Source organism: Chryseobacterium sp. RR2-3-20 (assembly GCF_017808115.1).
Classification (GTDB): domain Bacteria; phylum Bacteroidota; class Bacteroidia; order Flavobacteriales; family Weeksellaceae; genus Chryseobacterium; species Chryseobacterium oryzae.
Genome location: NZ_JADQBD010000060.1, coordinates 1 through 17,082, shown reverse-complemented (window position 1 = coordinate 17,082; position 17,082 = coordinate 1). Strand labels below are relative to the sequence as shown.

Sequence of the window (17,082 nt, the reverse complement as noted above, 5' to 3'; positions counted from 1 at the left end):
TTTGTAAGTTAGCAGTATTGAAAAAGCATTCGCTACGTTTGGTGTTTCTTGAACTTTTAGTTCTTCGAAATCCTGCACTTCGCCAATACTTTTTCCGTTGTAGGCAATGCCACCAAAAATACCGCTAAAAACAAATAAAAAATAAAAATCAATTTAAAATTTATGAAAAAAACCTTTATCGCATTATTCTTAATTGCGTTCACATTCAAATCATTCGGACAACAAAAAAAAGCAGTATTTACAGAACAATTTAAGAAAGAAAATCGTGGGAAATATAATATTGAAGTAAATGAATTAAAGGAACTTCTAATTATTATGCTTGCGATAACTGATTATGGTTTAGGAAACGACGATATGTTTTTTCAAGAAGGCGATTATTATCAAGATGTTTTAAAGCAATTCAAACCATACAAAAATGAACCGATAATATTAAAAATGGACAGTCTTATGAAAGAAAGTCCTTTAAATTATCTTTTCTTTACAGGAAATTCTCAAACTTATAATTTTGACGGAGATGTTTTGAAACCTGATGATGTTTATTTTTTCACAGCGGACGAAGTTGCAAAAGTTAAAATTGACAAAAATCCAATTACAACCTACAAAAAGGAAATAGAAGATTTTGCAAAAAAATCAGACTTTAGAAAATTCTATAGTAACCACAAAGACTTTTATAATAAGATTTATGAAAATTATGAAAAGAATGTAAACTTGGTAAAGCAATGGAAATGGCTTGAAAAAAACTTTGAAGCAAAAAATGACAGTTATGTAATTTATACTTCTCAATTAATAAATGGTTTGAATTATACAAATCGTTATGACGAAAAAGATTTCAAATTAATTGAAATGGTTTTACCTGCACTTTCCAAAATTGAAGGAAGAACAGAAAAAAATGCGGAAGCGTTTAACACAAGAGTTATGTTTACAGAAATTGACCACAATTATGTAAACAAACCGAGCAACAAATATGAAAAACAAATTGACGAAGCATTAAAAAATCGTGATAAATGGGTAAATGCAAAAGTTTATGGAACAGAATATTATCCAACAGGAGAACATGTTTTCAATGAGTACATGACTTATGGAGTTTTTATTCTTTATGCACTTGACAATTGGAAAGGCGATACAAAATTGCTTAACGAAATTGAAAAGGAAGTAAATTATACAATGGTAAATCGTGGATTTATAAAAATGAACGAATTTACTAATGAACTTAAAAAACTTCGTGCAAAAAACAAGAATAAAAAAATTGACAAACTTTACCCGCAACTAGTTAAATGGTGTGCTAAACAATAAAGGCACTGCCTACAACACGGTATTTCTGTTAGCGGGGTTGAAGTTTACATCATAAAGATTTTCGCGAGTTGTTCTTTTTGTTATATTTACAAAAACTAATTATAATAATCCCCGCCAACAGAAATACCCAACCGTTAGGCGACACCCGAATTAAACACGTTAAGATTCAATAGAACACTTTAATAAAAACTCAAATTAAACTAAATTATTTATGAAAAAAAATTATTCAAAGTTTATCTTGGTTTTGCTCATATTTATTTTTTTCAAACCACTAAATGCCCAAAATGATGTTACAAAATTTCTAGGGATACCTATTGACGGAAGTAAAGTTGAATTTATTAAAAATCTAAAATTAAAAGGATTTTCAAATAGCTTAACTGATAAACAAATACTAGTAGGTGAATTTAATGAAACCCTTGTAAACATTAATATAGCAACCACGAATAATAGAGTAAGTAGAGTAATGGTTTCTGATGCAAATACAGTTGATGAAGCAAGTATTAAAATAAGATTCAATAAATTATGTCAACAATTTCAAAATAATGACAAATATTTAAAATTGACAGATGATAACTATGAAATTTCGGAACAAGAGGACATTTCTTATGAAATGACAGTAAAGAATAAATTTTTTGATGCTCTTTATTATCAAAAAACAGAAATTGATAAAAGCGAGATAGCAAAACAAGTAAAAACTTCACTTCTGTCTAAATATACGAATGAACAAATCGAAAACCCGACTGAAGAAATAAATAAAGAGATTGAACAAAAAGTTTTCTCAGTTCTAATTGACAAAATAACTAAAAAAGCTGTTTGGTTTAGAATCTACCAACTTGGTGATGATCAATATTATATTTCTATCTACTATGATAATGAATATAATCGAGCAAATGGTGAAAATTTATAAATCCTTACCAAAAAACGGGCGATCGCCTAACATTGTATTTGCAAAAGGCGGGGTTGAATACATAATAGAAAGACCCTATGCATTTAGCCGCAAATTGCTTTTCATATTACTTTTTTTTGTAATTTGGTAATCTGAAAAAGCAATTTGCTTCGCTCGGTCGAAATTGAACTTTTCGTTCAATTTAGCCCGCCCTTCGCAAATACTTTTTCCGTTAGCTGTAATCTTAAAAAAACCGAAACGTATTATGAAGATAATTAAACTTTTAACATTTTTAATGTTAATTATTTCATGCTCTACTCAAAAGAATTTAGATAAATTCACTATTGAAGACGGAGTTACTGTTGAAAAAAAAGACAGTACAAAACAATACGATGAAGTTTATAATGCTAATAATGAAATTTACAATGTTGGTAAAAAATTCATTTACTCCTATTTTTATCAAAATACAAAAGGAGAAAAATTTTTAATAAAAAGAGGTAAACCAATTTTGCAACCAGAAGGCTATAGAACTTATGATTGGGAATTTATTAATCTCGAAAAAATAGATAGCGAAACTGTTAAGCATTTAATTTTAAAACCTAATTTGGGAAATCCGTTTGGTGAAGATGATCACGACTATAATCAAACTGCAATTGGATATGAATATTTAATGGAAAATGGAGAAAAACTTGCAAGTGAAGTTACTGGTGCAATTGAGAATGAAATGAATTTATGGATGCATCCTCCAAGAAGTAACTTTTTTAAAATTTTAGAGTTAAATCCATTTCCATATATAAAAGCACCCTATAAAACTGGAACTAAATGGGATTGGAAATTAAGCATCGGAGACCATTGGTCGGACAAAAGATGGTTAGAATGGAAAGGTAGAATTGAAAATATTTATAATTATGAAATCAAGGAAAATAAAACTATTTCAACAAAATTGGGCAATTTGGAATGTTATATTGTCCAAGCAACAGCAAAAAGTAGAATTGGCGAGACTGAACTAATTTCTTATTTTAATCCTAAATTTGGTTTTGTAAAGCTGGAATACAAAAATATTGACGGCACAAAAACAGTTCTTGAATTAGAAAATGTGGAATAAAAAGACTACAGCTAACAGCAGTTACACAAGATGCAAGGATTTAGTGGAATTGCCGTTTCGCATTGAACTTTTTACTTAAATAGATAATATGCAGTCACGAAGCCTTGCACCTCGTGTAGCTGCGGAACGTTGTGCGTCATCTTGAAGCGACATAAACCTTAATGAAACAAAAATTAAAATGAGAAAAATAATAATACTTTTAAATATAATTATATTAGTAAACTTTACCGCAAATTGCCAAACTAAAAAACTAAATACAAAAGAAGTTGTAAAAACAGAATTTGGAAATATTTTGGATAGTTTAGAAGTAAACGGATCAATTTTAATTTATGACGTAAAAAACAAAATATATTATTCTAACGATTTTTCTTGGGCAAAAACTGGAGTAATTCCAGCATCAACTTTCAAAATTCCGAACTCAATAATTGCTTTAGAAACTGGAATAATTAAAAATGATTCTGCAATTTTCAAATGGAATGGTGAAAAACGGAGATTTAAAAGTTGGGAAGAAGATTTGACTTTTAAAAAAGCGTTTCAAGTTTCTTGTGTTCCTTGTTATCAAGAAATTGCTAGAAAAGTTGGTGTAAAAAGAATGAAAAAATATTTGAGAAAATTAGATTACAAAGGAATGGTTTTCGACACTTTAACCATTGATAATTTTTGGCTTGAAGGAAAATCCAAATTTTCTCAAATGCAACAAATCGACTTTTTAGAAAGATTATATTTCTCAAAATTACCGATTTCAAAAAAAACAGAAAATATAATGAAAGACATAATGCAAATTGAAAAAACTGAAAATTATGTTATAAGTGGAAAAACAGGTTGGGGAATGAGGAATGAAATGAATAATGGTTGGTTAGTTGGATATTTAGAAACGAATAACTCAGTGTACTTTTTTGCTACAAACGTTGAAAAGCAAGAAACAAATATGGACGAATTTCCAATTATTCGATTGAATTCAACAAAAGAAGCATTCAGAAAACTAAAAATAATTCAATAAAAAGACGAACGCACAACATCATATTTGCAAAAGCGGGGGTTTGGTGCTTCTATGACAGTGACGTGCTAAATTCAAGCTTTGTGCTTCTAATGAAGTTTAGTGCTGAAAATCCCCGCCTTCGCAAATATGAGAACCGTTATATGCAATGCTATCAGCGAGGTTACATAAATTAAAATCTCTCTTAAATTGAATTTAACGAAAAAACAAACTTCATAAAACTTAAACATTTCCCACCCAAAATTTATTCTTTTTTACAGCCGCTTTTTGCCAACACACATCAGCACATTTGCAAAAAGCCAAAGCTTTTCCCATCGCTTATTTTGCAAAAGAGCTGATTTCCCCACCGCTTTTGGTTTTCGTTAGAATATTTTGTGATTAAAGAAAAACTCACACCGCCACCCTCTCCTCATACATCCTGTCAAAATAATTGCTCAAAGACAATATCCTATCCTTATCCACAGGATTGATATATCTCAGAAACATCTGTTCCGTACTATGCCCGGTCGCTTCCATTAAAAGAGGAGTTGGGATTTTCCCATAGAAATTCGTGGCAAAACTTCGTCTTCCAATGTGGCTGGTCATTAATTCCCACTTTTTTGCCTGAACAATTTTACTGCGAAATCCCAAACGTTTCCTTGCTTTTACCGATTCGTTTAAGTTCGCAAGTTTGGCTATTTCTTTTATTTCGCTGTTATAATGCTGAATATCCATCAATGCAGGAAAACTGTTTCCGTTTCTTTCAATAGCATTCAAAACCGTAGGATGAAGCGGCAACAAAATATCTTTTTTTGTCTTTTGCTGAACAAACGCCAGACACATTTTCCCGTTAACCTCTTTTAGCTTTTTTGTATCAAAGTGTATAAAATCCGAGAAGCGTTGCCCGGTATAACAGCTGATCAGCAGCCAGTCTTTGGCAGCTTCCAGATGTTTCGGAACTTTTGTGGATTGTATTTGAGCAATTTCTTGTTCGGTTAGCGTTACAACGTGCTTTTTTTGTTTTTCGCGGCGTATTTCCAATTCCCGGACACACGTTCTTATGCCTTTGCGTTCGGCATAGTTCAGTATCGTTTTTACAAAATGTATGGTTCTGTAAATCGTATTTTCGCTGTATTCCTCTTCTTTTCCAAAAGCCATAAAATCCCGTACAAAGTCACTGTTTACCTGCTCTATGCACAAACGTTGACACGAAAAGCCTTCAAAACGCGCCAATAAGTGAAAGAAAACCTTGTATCTTTTGTAGGTAGAAGGACAGATAAACTCTTTCTTGGCATCGATATAACATTTTGCATAATACAACAAGGTGTTTTCCGGAAATTTCTTTACCTTTTCTGTACAAACGGATGTTATTTTTCTTGACAATTCTCTTTGTCCCACCCGTTTTTTCTCTTCACGTTTTTCCCGAATATATTCCGCAAGTTCTTTTTTGAGCCGATCCAATTTTGCATTCAACTGTTTATGCTTTTTTTGGTAGATATTTACGGGACGCTGCTTCTCTTTATCCCAATCATCGTCTGAGATCCTTAGATGCGTACGGAAAGTGTAGGTTTTATTTTGTTGATTATCGGTAAGGCTTAGATAAATGTTTTTTTGTTTGCCACTTGCTGACAGAAAGAATTCAAATGTCATTTCGTTGAGTTTTATATGGTTAATATTCAACGAATTTAACATAAAAAATAGTCCTGCTTAGACTACTTTCTAACTTGTTGACTTACAGTTCAATATTCTTCATTGCCAATTTTGTAGAGCTAATGTATTTTTGAAGCATCACTTTTTGATGTAAAAAAACATCAAAAATGGTATTCATTCTTAATAGAGAATTATCTTACAGGTGATTATAAATTTGCATCTAAAAAATATGTCTATATTTGCATAGGAGAAAGTAGTCTAAGCAGGACTATTCTTGAAGCTAATGATGAAAAATAAGATCATAAAAGTAGAAAAAACACTTTACCTGTCAGGCATCCCAAAGTTGCCCGTGATTTTGTGTCTCTTTGTTTTTTCATCTTTTCTCTCTGCCCAGATTTTTCAAAGCAATGACACACAAATAGTCATCAGTAAAGGAACTGTAATTACCCAAGACTTCTCTCAAAAGCAAGCCCGTATTTATATTGCAGAAGGAACTACGGTAACAGGTTTACAACCCATCCAAAATATTACCCTTATTTACTTAGAAAAATCTGAAAAAATAAAACAGAATTTAGCCAAAAAACCGTTCTAAAGCTGAAAGAAAAACAGTACAACAGGCACCAAACAAAGAAACGGCAGTTCCGAAAGAAATTATTAAAGAAAGTAATGATCAAAATATATTTCTTTTTTCAACTAATTGCACTACAGCTGTTGCTCCCACTACTACACAAAATATAAAAGTGCTTGCTCTTTTCCCGAAAAAAGACAGAACTATTATTACGACTACATTATCCTCCCAAAAACAAATTTTTGAGAAATACAACCACTTTACGCCCTCTGTTTTTATAACGGCAAACAGCATTCGTCCCCCACCACAGTAGGATAACACAATTTCAATATATCAATCTCTAGGTAAAAGGGATTTTATAACCCCTTTTACCTTTTTACCAATTAAATTTTATAAAAATGAAAAAAAATATAATTCTTTTCGCTGCATTATTTATTTCAACAGCAGCATTCTCACAGGTCGGTATTAATACATCCACACCGGAAGGCGTTTTTCATATTGATTCTAAAAAGAATAATAACAATATTGCCTCAACATCTACAACCGTTGCAGATGATGTAGTAGTTTCGAATACTTCTGGAAAAGAGGGTAATGTAGGATTAGGGACTAAAAACCCTTCAGTAAAATTGGAAATTCAAACTGGAGGTACTTCTTCAAGCGTAATTCCTGGATTTAAATTAGTGGATGGAACACAAAATGCCGATTATATATTAACGTCAGATGCTAATGGAGTTGCAAGATGGCAAAAAGGACCAATACTTAAAGTAATAACAGGAGAGAAAGGAGGTCAAGGCGCATATATTCCTTATATGAAAACAGGAGGCGGGGTCTGGTATGCAACGGGGGCTTATCTAGATTTGCCAGCCGGGAAATGGTTAGTTACTGCTTATATTCTGATACAAATAGGTAATAGTGGTGGAACAAATACTAATGGTGATGCTATAGTTAATCCTCTAATGTCTAAAGACCAATGGTTATGGATAAGAAGTACATTTACAACTACCACACCATCAGGAAGCCAAGTTCCTGCTACTGGTACCATACCCACACAACCTATGACTTCTGCAGGAAATATTCCTAGCAGTCCAATATACCCATCAAGAATCAGCGGGCTCTATGCGGGAAATTCTAGTTATCAATTAGTACAAGGAACGGTATACATCAACAATACAACAAGCGGAACGCAACGATATTATCAGGTTGTTGGTGATATCCAACCAAGTGTTAGCAGTACCGATGGTGCGCCTAATATATTTTGGAATGGAAGTACTACATCAGGTCATGGTGTATATCTAAGAGGAATAGGAGGAGATTGGGGAGAAAACTTAATCTATGCTGTTCCAATTTTCGATTAAATATGAATTTCAAAAACATTCACATAGGACAAATGATTGAAAAGAGAGTTACAGAAAGTGGGATAGAAATGTCCCGCATCTGTAATTTTTTTAAATTCTCAGAAGAAGAATTAAAAGCGGCCTATTCCCAAAGGAGTTTAGATACAGAATTACTTCTAAAATGGAGCAAATTATTGGATTATGATTTCTTTAGAATTTATACCCAGCATCTCATTTTATATGCACCTCCTTCTGCCAAAGCAGAAAATACAAAAAAACAAAAGCCCGTTCTCCCTCGTTTCCGTAAAAACATCTACACCAAAGAAATTATCAATTTCGTTTTGGAACAAATTAATACCAAAGAAATGACTAAAACAGAAGTAATGGAACGCTACGGAATCCCTAAAACTACCCTATACAAATGGATAAGCAAATACAAAAACTTAAACAATATTTAGAAAGATATCTGGGTAAAACTAAGGCACAGATTTATTCAGAATATGGTAAACCTGAAACTATTTCAGATAACAACATATGGTTTTACGACCGAAAAAAAATCTTTTTTTTTAAAGATGAAATTTGTTTCTTTTTCACAGATGATAAAGTTGCAGACATTACAGTTACTGAATATGTTTTCGGCATTCCACTGCATAATATTTTCTATAACAAAGGGCAAGTGCCTGAATATATTATCTCTCCTGTAAAATATGTATTATGAAATATTCAGAAAACCCTTCAAAATTTGGAGAAGTATTAAAAGAAAAATCAAAACAGCAGGTTTTGCAACTTATTGGGCACAGTAATTACCATTCGGAGTTTGATATTTGGTCTTATAATCTCATCCAAAATATATTTTTTAAACGAGAAATGATATTGTTTTTTATTAATAACAGAGTACTTGATATTGTTATTACAGATTATTTTCTTGGAAATAAGATTAAAGAATACATTTATTAAGTATCAAAAAAATAACGAAAGCCCGTTTTAATCATAACGTTAAAATCAGCAATCACCTCGTTTTTCCACAAGAATTTCAACATACCGAAAATAAAACAGTTGCGGTTCCTGTATAATAAAAAAAACTTTTTAAAAAGATTGTTGCGAATTACGAAAATTCATAAAAAAACTAATGCAAAAAGTTTCTATCAATTATAAACAAATTTTTAATGATATTCTAGATACAAAATTCCCATATAAGAAAGATGATTGTCTTCATCTATTAAATAAAGAAAAACTATCAGCAATAGATATTATTACAATTAACAAAAAAATATTTGGCCAAAATAACGAAAACGAAATCTTAAATCAAAAACATCGTTCATACAGCAAATCTGATATTTTAAAAATATTAGATTATCAAAAGAAACACAAATTCAACAATAGCCAATTGGCACTCCATTTCAAACTGAGCCGTAACTCAGTGGCAAAATGGAAAAAAATGTTTCTGCTGTAAAAAACAAATAAATACTAACATCAAAAACTAAATATTATGCCATCAACATCAGAAGTAGGACACGCTAAAAATGTAGCCAACCTACAAAAACTTACAGAACAAGTTGCCGTTTACAGCCTTTACAATCCGCCTGTAGATAATCTTAAGGTTACAAATCTTACTGCACTATATTCCACGGCATCTGCAAAAATTTCGGAAGTCGAAGAGAAAAGAAACGCAAACAAAAACGCCATCACAATACGCCAATCCGCTTTCGAAAATCTAAAATCAACCTGCACAAAAATCATCAATCATTTAGAAATATTGGGACTTCAACAAGGGACAATCGACCAAGCGAAATCTTTAAACCGCTTAATTCAAGGCGGACAAAAGAAAACCACAACACCTCCTGAAGAAGGAAAAGAAATCCCCAAAACAGTCTCTACTTCCCGACAATCATACACCCAACAAGCCGAAAATTTCGGGATTTTATTGCAATTATTAGCAACCATTTCAACCTACGTACCTAACGAAGACGATTTGAAGTTGGTAAATCTTAACATCTACAAAGATACCTTAGTAAGTTCCACCCAAGCCGTTGACCAAACCGAAGCAGAACTCAACCTAAAACTCATAGAAAGAGACAACATTCTGTATGCAGATGGAACGGGACTCTACTCCATTGCCCAAAACGTCAAAAAATACGTAAAAAGCATTTACGGAGCCACCTCTCCCGAATATGCAAACGTTTCAAATATAGAGTTTACCAACCGAAAATAATATTAGACAGAGAAGTCTTAATATTCTCTCGATGTAAAGTTACATTCTTGCGATGTAACTTTATATTTTTGTGATGTAGTTTTATATTGGCACGATGTAGAGTTATATTCTTGCCTTGTAATTTTATATTCTCGTAATGTGGAATATTATTCTTTCGATGTGATTTAATATTGGAGCGTTGCGGACTTCTATTTTAACGATGTGATTTTACATTCTTCCGATGTTGACAACAAAACAAATTGCAAAGTCCACCGCAAAGGAAAAAGCACATTTGCAGTCCGCTCCACCAGCACCAAAACCAAAGACTGCAAAAGAGCTTTTCCCTTCCCTCTTTTCCCCACCGCCAAAAAAGAATAAATTTCCCTCAACTACTCCTACATATTTCCAAACACACTGAACAAAAAGCACTGCATATAACATGGTATTGCTAAAATGCGGGGTTAAAGTCAAGATAGAAAACTCGGTTATATTTACCCACAAAAACTTTTTTTTTCACTCTTTTTAGTAAATTAGCAAAAGAAAAAAGTTTTTGTTCAGTGTAGTGATAATTGAACTTTCAGTTCTTCTTTCTCCCGCACTTCAGCAATACTTTTTCCGTTGTACGACATGCTGCCAAAATTGCGCATAAAGTGTGTGAAAATCGAAAAATTTATCTGAAATTTTTGAACAAGCCAAACTTCAACGTTCCTAAAAATTGGGGGAAAATCTTTGGAAAAACTGCGTGAAAAACGTTGTGTTAAAAATTGAGCCGAAAAACCGTCTTTGGAAAAACGCCGTAAAATCCACATCTCGACAAAATCACGTTAAAGTGCGTGAATATTTCAAAAGTGTGCATGAAGTTTGCAAAAAAATTGCGCAAAACATTTTCGGAAAATTTTTTAGGATTTAGTCGGAGATTTTCCATGCGAAAGGAAAAAATTATTAACTTTATCGAAACAAAAAAACGAAAAATTATAGGAAAAGAAAGCACGTCGCACAACATGGGTTTCGCAAGATGCGGGGTTGAAAGCCGCGCCCGGAAGATTTTCGCAGGTTGAAGATTTTTTCCACGCCCGAAGTTCATCGTTAGTTTTCCCGCACCTCGCGAAGCCCTTTCCCGTTAGTGGCAACCCGTGACGAACATTCAAATTAAAAAAAACAGACATTATGGATTGGAGCATTTTAATTCCAGAACAAATTAACCGACTAATTTTTATTCATCATATTGTTGTCATTGCTTTGACAATGATATGTGCTATTCTTAGGGTAAAAGTCCGACATTTGAACAAACGATTAAAAGAACTTGAAGAAAAGAGATATGAATAAACTTAAAAAAAATTTAAACAGCATTATAATTAGACGACACATAAAAGATGCAATCTTTATCCTTCTAGGTGTCTCTATGGCTTCCATAGGACTTAAAGGCTACATTCTACCTAATAATTTTTTGGATGGAGGAGCAATGGGTGTTTCGCTTTTACTAGAAATGCTAACTAAAATTGAACTTTCTTACCTTATCATTTTAGTAAACCTTCCATTTATAATTATTGGTGCAAAACAAATTTCAATTGAATTTGCTATTAAAAGTATTTGTGCAATTTTAGCCTTAGCAATTTTAGTTCACTATGTTACCTTGCCTGACATAACACACGACAAATTACTGATATCTATATTTGGTGGTTTTTTCTTGGGTGCAGGTATAGGGCTGACAATTCGTGGAGGTGCAGTAATTGACGGAACAGAAGTATTGGCTATTACAGTTAGTAGAAAAAGTAGCTTGACAGTTGGGGATTTCATTGCAGTTTTCAATATTCTATTATTTTGTTCAGCCATATTTTTAGTCGGAATTGAAACCGCAATGTATTCAATGCTTACTTATTTATCTGCATCTAAGACTGTGGACTTTATAATAAATGGTATTGAAGAATACTTAGGAGTTATTATTGTTTCGGAAAAAGCGGAAGAAATTAAATATCATATATCAAGGAATTTGGGTCGTGGTGTAACAGCATTTAAATCCGATAAAGGATTTGGCTCTCGTGGTGAATTTGGAGAAGAAGGAAAAGTTTTATTTTGTGTTGTTACAAGGTTAGAAGTATCAAAATTACTTCTTGAAATTGAGAAAATTGACGCAACGGCATTTGTAGTTCAACACGCAATAAAAGACACGAAAGGAGGAATGATAAAAAAGAGACCACTACACTAAATCGGGCAGCCACTAACAGCGGTTTGGCAAAAGTGGCGGTACAGTACTCCGCAGACACATTTGTGGTTTAATCAAAGTTTGGTTCTCCGCATCAACATTTGTGGTAAAAATCGCCACCTTCGCCAAGCCGCAAAACGTTATCGGTAATGGCATTTGAACGCTACGACACAAAATCAACCTACCGACAAAACCGAAATTTTGCCAACGCTTCGCAAAATTAAAAGAGTTGCAACCCACCCAAAATTCCAACGCTTTTGCACCACATTTAATTTTACCCAACCGCAACCAAGCCCACCCACACCTTTTTTTCTACAAATTTGATACTTATAGTCCGTGGACTTATTTACATCTATTTCGGAACTTTGTATTTCAAATTACCGATATGGGAGCGACATATTCTGAAAGTGAAAAAAATTATTTAGAACAAATAGGAAATCAAATACGAGAACTTCGTATTGAAGCAAACTTATCTCAAGAAAAATTAGCTTTTGCTTGCGACCTTGACAGAACTTACATTGGTTCTGTTGAAAGAGGCGAAAGAAATATCTCTGTCATCAACCTACGAAAAATTGCAAAAGCATTAAAAACAAAAGTTCCTATTTTATTAAACATTGAAGAATGAATAAAGATTTTAAAACTCCTCCAAAGTCAGTCAAAATACTAACTCAACCCGAAACATTAGCACAATATTTTTCAGAATTAGTAGGACAACCATTTACACTAACAGGAAAAACAAGAACAGATGGTTCTAACATTCGTAAATTAATTGCTTCTATTTTAGAAAAACATTCATTGCCTGAATTAGCAAGACAAGGAGAATTTGAAATAGTCCCGCCCAAAGCAAAAGGGGTTCCAAAAATTGTAAGAGAATTTATTGACACTTATATTGTTACAAGTGGAACATCTTACAACTTACAAGTTTGGAATAGGATACCTGCAACAGAAACCCTATTAATAAAATACGAATCAGGTGAAAGTTTAAAATGTAATGATGTACGTTTTGTTTTTGTGAGAATTGATACCGAAAAGAACCTTATCGCTTCGGTTATTATTCTTACACCCGAATACATTGAACAAAAATTTGGAAAGTTTGGCAAACCAACTATTAAACATCAATTACTAATTTCTGGAAAAGTAAGAAAAGATATTTACGAAAGCGTAGACAAAATCCTTTCCTTCCCCGATTCTAAAAAACTTTCTTATCAAATTCGCCACGATTACGAACCACCAAAGTCGGGAATGGTAGAAGAACCAGATATTAAACATTTATTCTCTATTGGTTTATTGAAAAAAATGGTTGCTGAAAAGCTAATCGGATTTAAATTAGATGCTGCCGCTACTAAAAACAGAGGACAAGCATTAGAAAAGAAAGTACTTGAATTGTTAGGTTACGAAGTGAATGAAAATGACCTTTTATATGGAGCTTTCCCTGACATTAGAAACCAATTGTTAGAAGTAAAAGTTCAAGATAGCCCAACAGTTGATTTGGGTAAATTTTCGCCAGAAAAAGAGGAAATTGTTATTGAGGATTCTAATTTGACAACTTTTGATGTTCGTTATTTGATTGCATTGACTAATCCCAAAACAGAAATAATCGAGGGAATCATACTTTCTCCAGGCGAGAAATTGGGCGAATTGTTTTCTTATGTTAGTGCAGAAAGTTACAAATGCCAACGAACAATACCAATGTCATTTTTTGAAAAATATTACGGAAAATCCATTTTTAATCCAAGCTAAAAACAGGTTCAACTCCAAAAGATTCAGCGACTAAAATTTCTAATTGGTTTTCCAATTTTGAAATTTTAGTTTCATCTTTAATTTGATTAAGTTTTTTGACAATTGCAATTATTTCCTTTGATTTTTCCGATTTGAAATCGGGTAAAGGATATTTTTCTACATATTGCGTGAAATACCTTCTTCTACCCGAATACAATTTATTATTAAACACTAAATCGTGATATTTGGTCATTAGCTTTGAATTGGCAATTCCTTGAATCAACATTAGTTTTTCAACATCTTCATCTTTAGTTGCTACAATCCAATAGCAATTTCCATTTACGATTTTCCCTCCATTATCAAAATAAAAACGAGGCTTTAAACTAATGTCAGGAAAAACAAGTTTAGGATATTTCCATTGGTCGGGACGATGGGGAACCCACAATTCAAACCATTGTCGCCCTGCATCAATCAGATATTTTCTTCCTTTTAATTTTTCTTCGTGTTGTGTGAAATATCTTTTAGCCTTGGGATATTTTTCAATATCAACCGTTTGTTTTTCGCCATTTACGGAAATGTGAGGATAAAGGACTTTCAACTGAAAATTATCCGTTGCATTCCAAGGTTCAATGTTTTCTTGCGAAATCAACTCTTTCAAAAGTTCATCTTCGGGTTTTGTTCCGTTTAATTCTTCCCATTTATCGCTGATGAATACTTTATCCGCAGTTGATTTTATCCCAACTTTTACCTTAAAAAAATCTTCTACCCTATTTTTTGTAGCCTTATCAATTTTTGCAATCCACTCTGATTCATTTTTTGATAACATTTCCCAACAAGTGGTTGAGCCAACTTTATATTTTAATGTTCCTGATGATTTTTTGTAGCGTTTGCCATTTGTAGTTACAAAATAACCCGACTGATTATTTTTCAAAATATCATAAACGAATTCCACAGAAATCAACTTCCCTTTATAACCATTAAGTTCTTCGTAAATCTTAATAAAATTGGCAGATGAAGCTGATTTTTGTTTTTTCTTTTTTCCGATAAAGATTGCGGGCAAAACAGCCGCATCAAACAGTTTTGTATCGCCTAAATCTATCAATTCCAAAATCTCGTAATTTTCAGACAAGTACTTTCTTACGCTTTCTCCACTTTTAGTTGATAGGTAACGATTGGAAGTAATTACACCAAGTATTCCGTTTTCTTTTAAACTCTCAGTCATCGCCATTAGAAACGGATAATATAAATCAACTCTGCCTTTCAAATTAAATTTTCGAGCAAGATTTTGAGCTTGTTCCGTCCCTAAAATTTGAGTGCGAACATAAGGCGGATTGGCAATAACAATATCAAATGAATTATTGACAGAAGATGTACATTCATCAAACAATGACGGAGTATTTCCTACACTCGACACATCAACAGACAATAAAAAATCTTCGTGAGCTAAATCGAATTTCTCATTTCCAAAACGCAACAAACGGTCTTTGGCAAAACTCAAATATTGTTTATCAGCATCATAGCCAGTTAGCGAAAAATCAATGATTTTTTCATTCATAACTTCGCCCATTGCAACCAATAATTCCCCCTCCCCACAAGCAGGGTCAAGAACACGGTTATTTTTTGGTTGAGCATACAACGCAATTCTTTCAGCCAAAAAAACTGCAAGTTCTTTTGGTGTAAAGGTTGCCCCTGTATTCTTTATTTGCTCTTTGGTTTTCATCTTTGACAAAGATACTTAAAATCATCAATATTACAAGATATAAATCTATAAAAATTATCATTAGGACTTGTAGAATAATTATTTTAACAAATCGCACATTTGGTAGCACATTTGCATTTTTCCAACCACACAAAATCCAAACAAAAATGCAAAAAAGCTACCAATCCAACGCTCAATAAATCGACCAACAAGAGCCACTACCGATAACATGGGTTTTGCAAAAGAGCGGGTTAAGTGCAAAATTCAACATCTGTGCTTTTTATCCGCAAAAACCATTTTTTATTTGCTTAAAAAATGTAAATTAGCAAACAAAAAATGGTTTTGCTAACTGTATGGCTAAATTGAGCTTTTATACTTTCTAATCCGCTCCTTCGCAAAGCCCCTAACCGTTACCTGCAATTCCCCTACTCGAAAACGGAGTTGTTTTTAGCCGCTAACGAAGAAATTTTCACTATTTTGTATAATCAAATGGTCAAAAATTAAAATCTATAACTATTTGATTATCACTGAATTAATTTAACGTTAGTCAGAATTTCAAAACAAATACCGTATAAAATTGAAAATTAACTAAATATAACTTAATGAAGAGAATCATTTTAACTTTAAGTGTGATTTTGTTTTCACAAATCACAAATGCACAAACTAATTTAGAAAACAATTACAAAATTGAACTTGGACTACAAGGAATATCTGTTGGAACCGAAATTCCTTTAAGTGACAAATTTTTGGCAGACATTAATTTGGGTTGGGGTGGAATTACAGACTTGTGGCATAATGGAATTTCTTATGAATGGAGTAAAAACAGTAACAGTATTTTTGCCAGAGGACAAATAAGATACTATTTGAACAGAGAAAGACGTGAAGAAAAAGGACATTCTTTAAAAAATAACGCCGGAACATTTATCGCCTATCAAACTAAATTTTATTTTAGCGGAACAGACTATTACAGTCCCCAAGTTGGAAAAAGTTGGCTGAATGAAGTTCAATTTGGACAACAATTACCATTAGGAAATCATTTTATTTTTAGGTATTATGCCGGAATTGGAAATGGTTATGACTTTGACTATAAAAACAGTAAATTTTATCCTGCTTTAGGTTTAGCTTTTGGATACGCATTCTAAAAGAAACTGCAGGTAACATAGTATTGGCAAAATGCGGGGAGAAGTTTTCATATAAAATTTTGTACTATTTTCGCCGCCGCTATTTTTCCATTTCGTTTGTTTTGTGTAATTTCACTTCATGGAAAAAATATCGGCTCCGTTTGGTCTGAATTGAACTTTTAGTTCACTTCTTCCCGCACTTCGCCAATACTTTTTCCGTTATATGCTATGCCTTGCCATGCATATTCCTGAAATAGGTTGACAAAAAATTCATTAAATATTGTCAAACTATGGAACAAGAAAAATTCAATAGGTGTCCAAAATATACCTATCAAAA

General features: G+C 32.7%; 18 protein-coding genes. 15 read left to right on the top strand and 3 right to left on the bottom strand.

The features are described from left to right. The first annotated feature begins 162 nt into the window (after positions 1-162). The 4 genes from IV513_RS12325 to blaOXA all read left to right on the top strand — a co-directional run bounded on the left by IV513_RS12325 (position 163) and on the right by blaOXA (position 4,284). A complete protein-coding gene (locus tag IV513_RS12325; RefSeq protein ID WP_188321510.1) occupies positions 163-1,293 on the top strand; it encodes a DUF4932 domain-containing protein in 1,131 nt (376 codons plus the stop codon). 211 nt (positions 1,294-1,504) lie between these two features. Further along, a complete protein-coding gene (locus tag IV513_RS12320; protein ID WP_209390867.1) occupies positions 1,505-2,200 on the top strand; it encodes a hypothetical protein in 696 nt (231 codons plus the stop codon). A gap of 244 nt (positions 2,201-2,444) precedes the next feature. Then, the gene (locus IV513_RS12315) at positions 2,445-3,284 is read left to right on the top strand and encodes a hypothetical protein (RefSeq protein WP_209390866.1); all 840 of its coding nucleotides are present in this window, start codon (positions 2,445-2,447) and stop codon (positions 3,282-3,284) included. A gap of 178 nt (positions 3,285-3,462) precedes the next feature. Further along, positions 3,463-4,284: a class D beta-lactamase gene (gene blaOXA, locus IV513_RS12310; protein WP_209390865.1), complete on the top strand. Its 822-nt coding sequence runs from the start codon at positions 3,463-3,465 to the stop codon at positions 4,282-4,284. 387 nt (positions 4,285-4,671) lie between these two features. On the opposite strand, the gene IV513_RS12305 is transcribed toward blaOXA, so the two are convergent. Continuing rightward, the gene (locus IV513_RS12305; protein ID WP_209390864.1) at positions 4,672-5,910 is read right to left on the bottom strand and encodes a phage integrase SAM-like domain-containing protein; all 1,239 of its coding nucleotides are present in this window, start codon (positions 5,908-5,910) and stop codon (positions 4,672-4,674) included. Between the two features lie 283 nt (positions 5,911-6,193). On the opposite strand from IV513_RS12305, the gene IV513_RS12300 reads away from it, so the two are divergent. From IV513_RS12300 to IV513_RS12270, 7 genes are all read left to right on the top strand, one after another. Further along, positions 6,194-6,502: a hypothetical protein gene (locus IV513_RS12300; RefSeq protein ID WP_209390863.1), complete on the top strand. Its 309-nt coding sequence runs from the start codon at positions 6,194-6,196 to the stop codon at positions 6,500-6,502. 602 nt (positions 6,503-7,104) lie between these two features. Beyond that, positions 7,105-7,833, top strand: coding sequence for a hypothetical protein (locus tag IV513_RS12295; RefSeq protein WP_209390862.1), 729 nt, complete (start codon positions 7,105-7,107; stop codon positions 7,831-7,833). A 2-nt stretch (positions 7,834-7,835) separates the two neighbouring features. After that, the gene (locus tag IV513_RS12290; protein ID WP_209390861.1) at positions 7,836-8,270 is read left to right on the top strand and encodes a transposase; all 435 of its coding nucleotides are present in this window, start codon (positions 7,836-7,838) and stop codon (positions 8,268-8,270) included. Further along, on the top strand, positions 8,234-8,530 hold the full coding sequence (locus IV513_RS12285; RefSeq protein WP_209390860.1) for a hypothetical protein: 297 nt from the start codon (positions 8,234-8,236) through the stop codon (positions 8,528-8,530). The genes IV513_RS12290 and IV513_RS12285 overlap by 37 nt, the downstream gene beginning before the upstream one ends. Beyond that, positions 8,527-8,769 carry a hypothetical protein gene (locus tag IV513_RS12280; protein WP_209390859.1) on the top strand — a complete coding sequence of 81 codons (243 nt, stop codon included), beginning with the start codon at positions 8,527-8,529 and terminating at the stop codon, positions 8,767-8,769. Before IV513_RS12285 ends, IV513_RS12280 begins: the two co-directional genes overlap by 4 nt. 172 nt (positions 8,770-8,941) lie before the next feature. Then, positions 8,942-9,265: a helix-turn-helix domain-containing protein gene (locus tag IV513_RS12275; RefSeq protein ID WP_209390858.1), complete on the top strand. Its 324-nt coding sequence runs from the start codon at positions 8,942-8,944 to the stop codon at positions 9,263-9,265. 36 nt (positions 9,266-9,301) lie between these two features. Beyond that, positions 9,302-10,024: a hypothetical protein gene (locus IV513_RS12270; RefSeq protein ID WP_209390857.1), complete on the top strand. Its 723-nt coding sequence runs from the start codon at positions 9,302-9,304 to the stop codon at positions 10,022-10,024. A gap of 207 nt (positions 10,025-10,231) precedes the next feature. Here the strand turns inward: IV513_RS12270 and IV513_RS12265 are convergent, their stop codons facing one another. After that, entirely contained in the window at positions 10,232-10,504 is a 273-nt protein-coding gene (locus tag IV513_RS12265; protein ID WP_209390856.1) for a hypothetical protein, read from the bottom strand. Between the two features lie 802 nt (positions 10,505-11,306). On the opposite strand from IV513_RS12265, the gene IV513_RS12260 reads away from it, so the two are divergent. The 3 genes from IV513_RS12260 (at position 11,307) to IV513_RS12250 (ending at position 13,946) form a co-directional block, all read left to right on the top strand. After that, positions 11,307-12,209 carry a YitT family protein gene (locus tag IV513_RS12260; protein WP_245168936.1) on the top strand — a complete coding sequence of 301 codons (903 nt, stop codon included), beginning with the start codon at positions 11,307-11,309 and terminating at the stop codon, positions 12,207-12,209. 382 nt (positions 12,210-12,591) lie between these two features. After that, complete coding sequence (locus IV513_RS12255) at positions 12,592-12,831, top strand: helix-turn-helix domain-containing protein (protein ID WP_209390855.1); 240 nt, start codon at positions 12,592-12,594, stop codon at positions 12,829-12,831. After that, on the top strand, positions 12,828-13,946 hold the full coding sequence (locus tag IV513_RS12250) for a hypothetical protein (protein ID WP_209390854.1): 1,119 nt from the start codon (positions 12,828-12,830) through the stop codon (positions 13,944-13,946). The genes IV513_RS12255 and IV513_RS12250 overlap by 4 nt, the downstream gene beginning before the upstream one ends. Here IV513_RS12250 and IV513_RS12245 read toward each other — a convergent pair. Beyond that, on the bottom strand, positions 13,933-15,645 hold the full coding sequence (locus IV513_RS12245) for an N-6 DNA methylase (RefSeq protein WP_209390853.1): 1,713 nt from the start codon (positions 15,643-15,645) through the stop codon (positions 13,933-13,935). The two genes, IV513_RS12250 and IV513_RS12245, sit on opposite strands and share 14 nt — an antisense overlap. Before the next feature lie 581 nt (positions 15,646-16,226). Between IV513_RS12245 and IV513_RS12240 the strand changes: the two genes are divergently transcribed. Then, positions 16,227-16,766: a hypothetical protein gene (locus IV513_RS12240; RefSeq protein ID WP_209390852.1), complete on the top strand. Its 540-nt coding sequence runs from the start codon at positions 16,227-16,229 to the stop codon at positions 16,764-16,766. The last annotated feature ends 316 nt before the right edge of the window (positions 16,767-17,082 follow it).

Bases quoted from the DNA above. Each gene is read 5' to 3' on its own strand.
- IV513_RS12325 (WP_188321510.1), top strand. From the start codon at position 163: ATGAAAAAAACCTTTATCGCATTATTCTTAATTGCGTTCACATTCAAA.
- IV513_RS12275 (WP_209390858.1), top strand. From the start codon at position 8,942: ATGCAAAAAGTTTCTATCAATTATAAACAAATTTTTAATGATATTCTA.
- IV513_RS12240 (WP_209390852.1), top strand. From the start codon at position 16,227: ATGAAGAGAATCATTTTAACTTTAAGTGTGATTTTGTTTTCACAAATC.
- IV513_RS12305 (WP_209390864.1), bottom strand. From the start codon at position 5,910: ATGACATTTGAATTCTTTCTGTCAGCAAGTGGCAAACAAAAAAACATT.
- IV513_RS12315 (WP_209390866.1), top strand. From the start codon at position 2,445: ATGAAGATAATTAAACTTTTAACATTTTTAATGTTAATTATTTCATGC.
- IV513_RS12245 (WP_209390853.1), bottom strand. From the start codon at position 15,645: ATGAAAACCAAAGAGCAAATAAAGAATACAGGGGCAACCTTTACACCA.
- blaOXA (WP_209390865.1), top strand. From the start codon at position 3,463: ATGAGAAAAATAATAATACTTTTAAATATAATTATATTAGTAAACTTT.
- IV513_RS12250 (WP_209390854.1), top strand. From the start codon at position 12,828: ATGAATAAAGATTTTAAAACTCCTCCAAAGTCAGTCAAAATACTAACT.
- IV513_RS12300 (WP_209390863.1), top strand. From the start codon at position 6,194: ATGATGAAAAATAAGATCATAAAAGTAGAAAAAACACTTTACCTGTCA.
- IV513_RS12290 (WP_209390861.1), top strand. From the start codon at position 7,836: ATGAATTTCAAAAACATTCACATAGGACAAATGATTGAAAAGAGAGTT.
- IV513_RS12270 (WP_209390857.1), top strand. From the start codon at position 9,302: ATGCCATCAACATCAGAAGTAGGACACGCTAAAAATGTAGCCAACCTA.
- IV513_RS12255 (WP_209390855.1), top strand. From the start codon at position 12,592: ATGGGAGCGACATATTCTGAAAGTGAAAAAAATTATTTAGAACAAATA.
- IV513_RS12320 (WP_209390867.1), top strand. From the start codon at position 1,505: ATGAAAAAAAATTATTCAAAGTTTATCTTGGTTTTGCTCATATTTATT.
- IV513_RS12280 (WP_209390859.1), top strand. From the start codon at position 8,527: ATGAAATATTCAGAAAACCCTTCAAAATTTGGAGAAGTATTAAAAGAA.
- IV513_RS12285 (WP_209390860.1), top strand. From the start codon at position 8,234: ATGGATAAGCAAATACAAAAACTTAAACAATATTTAGAAAGATATCTG.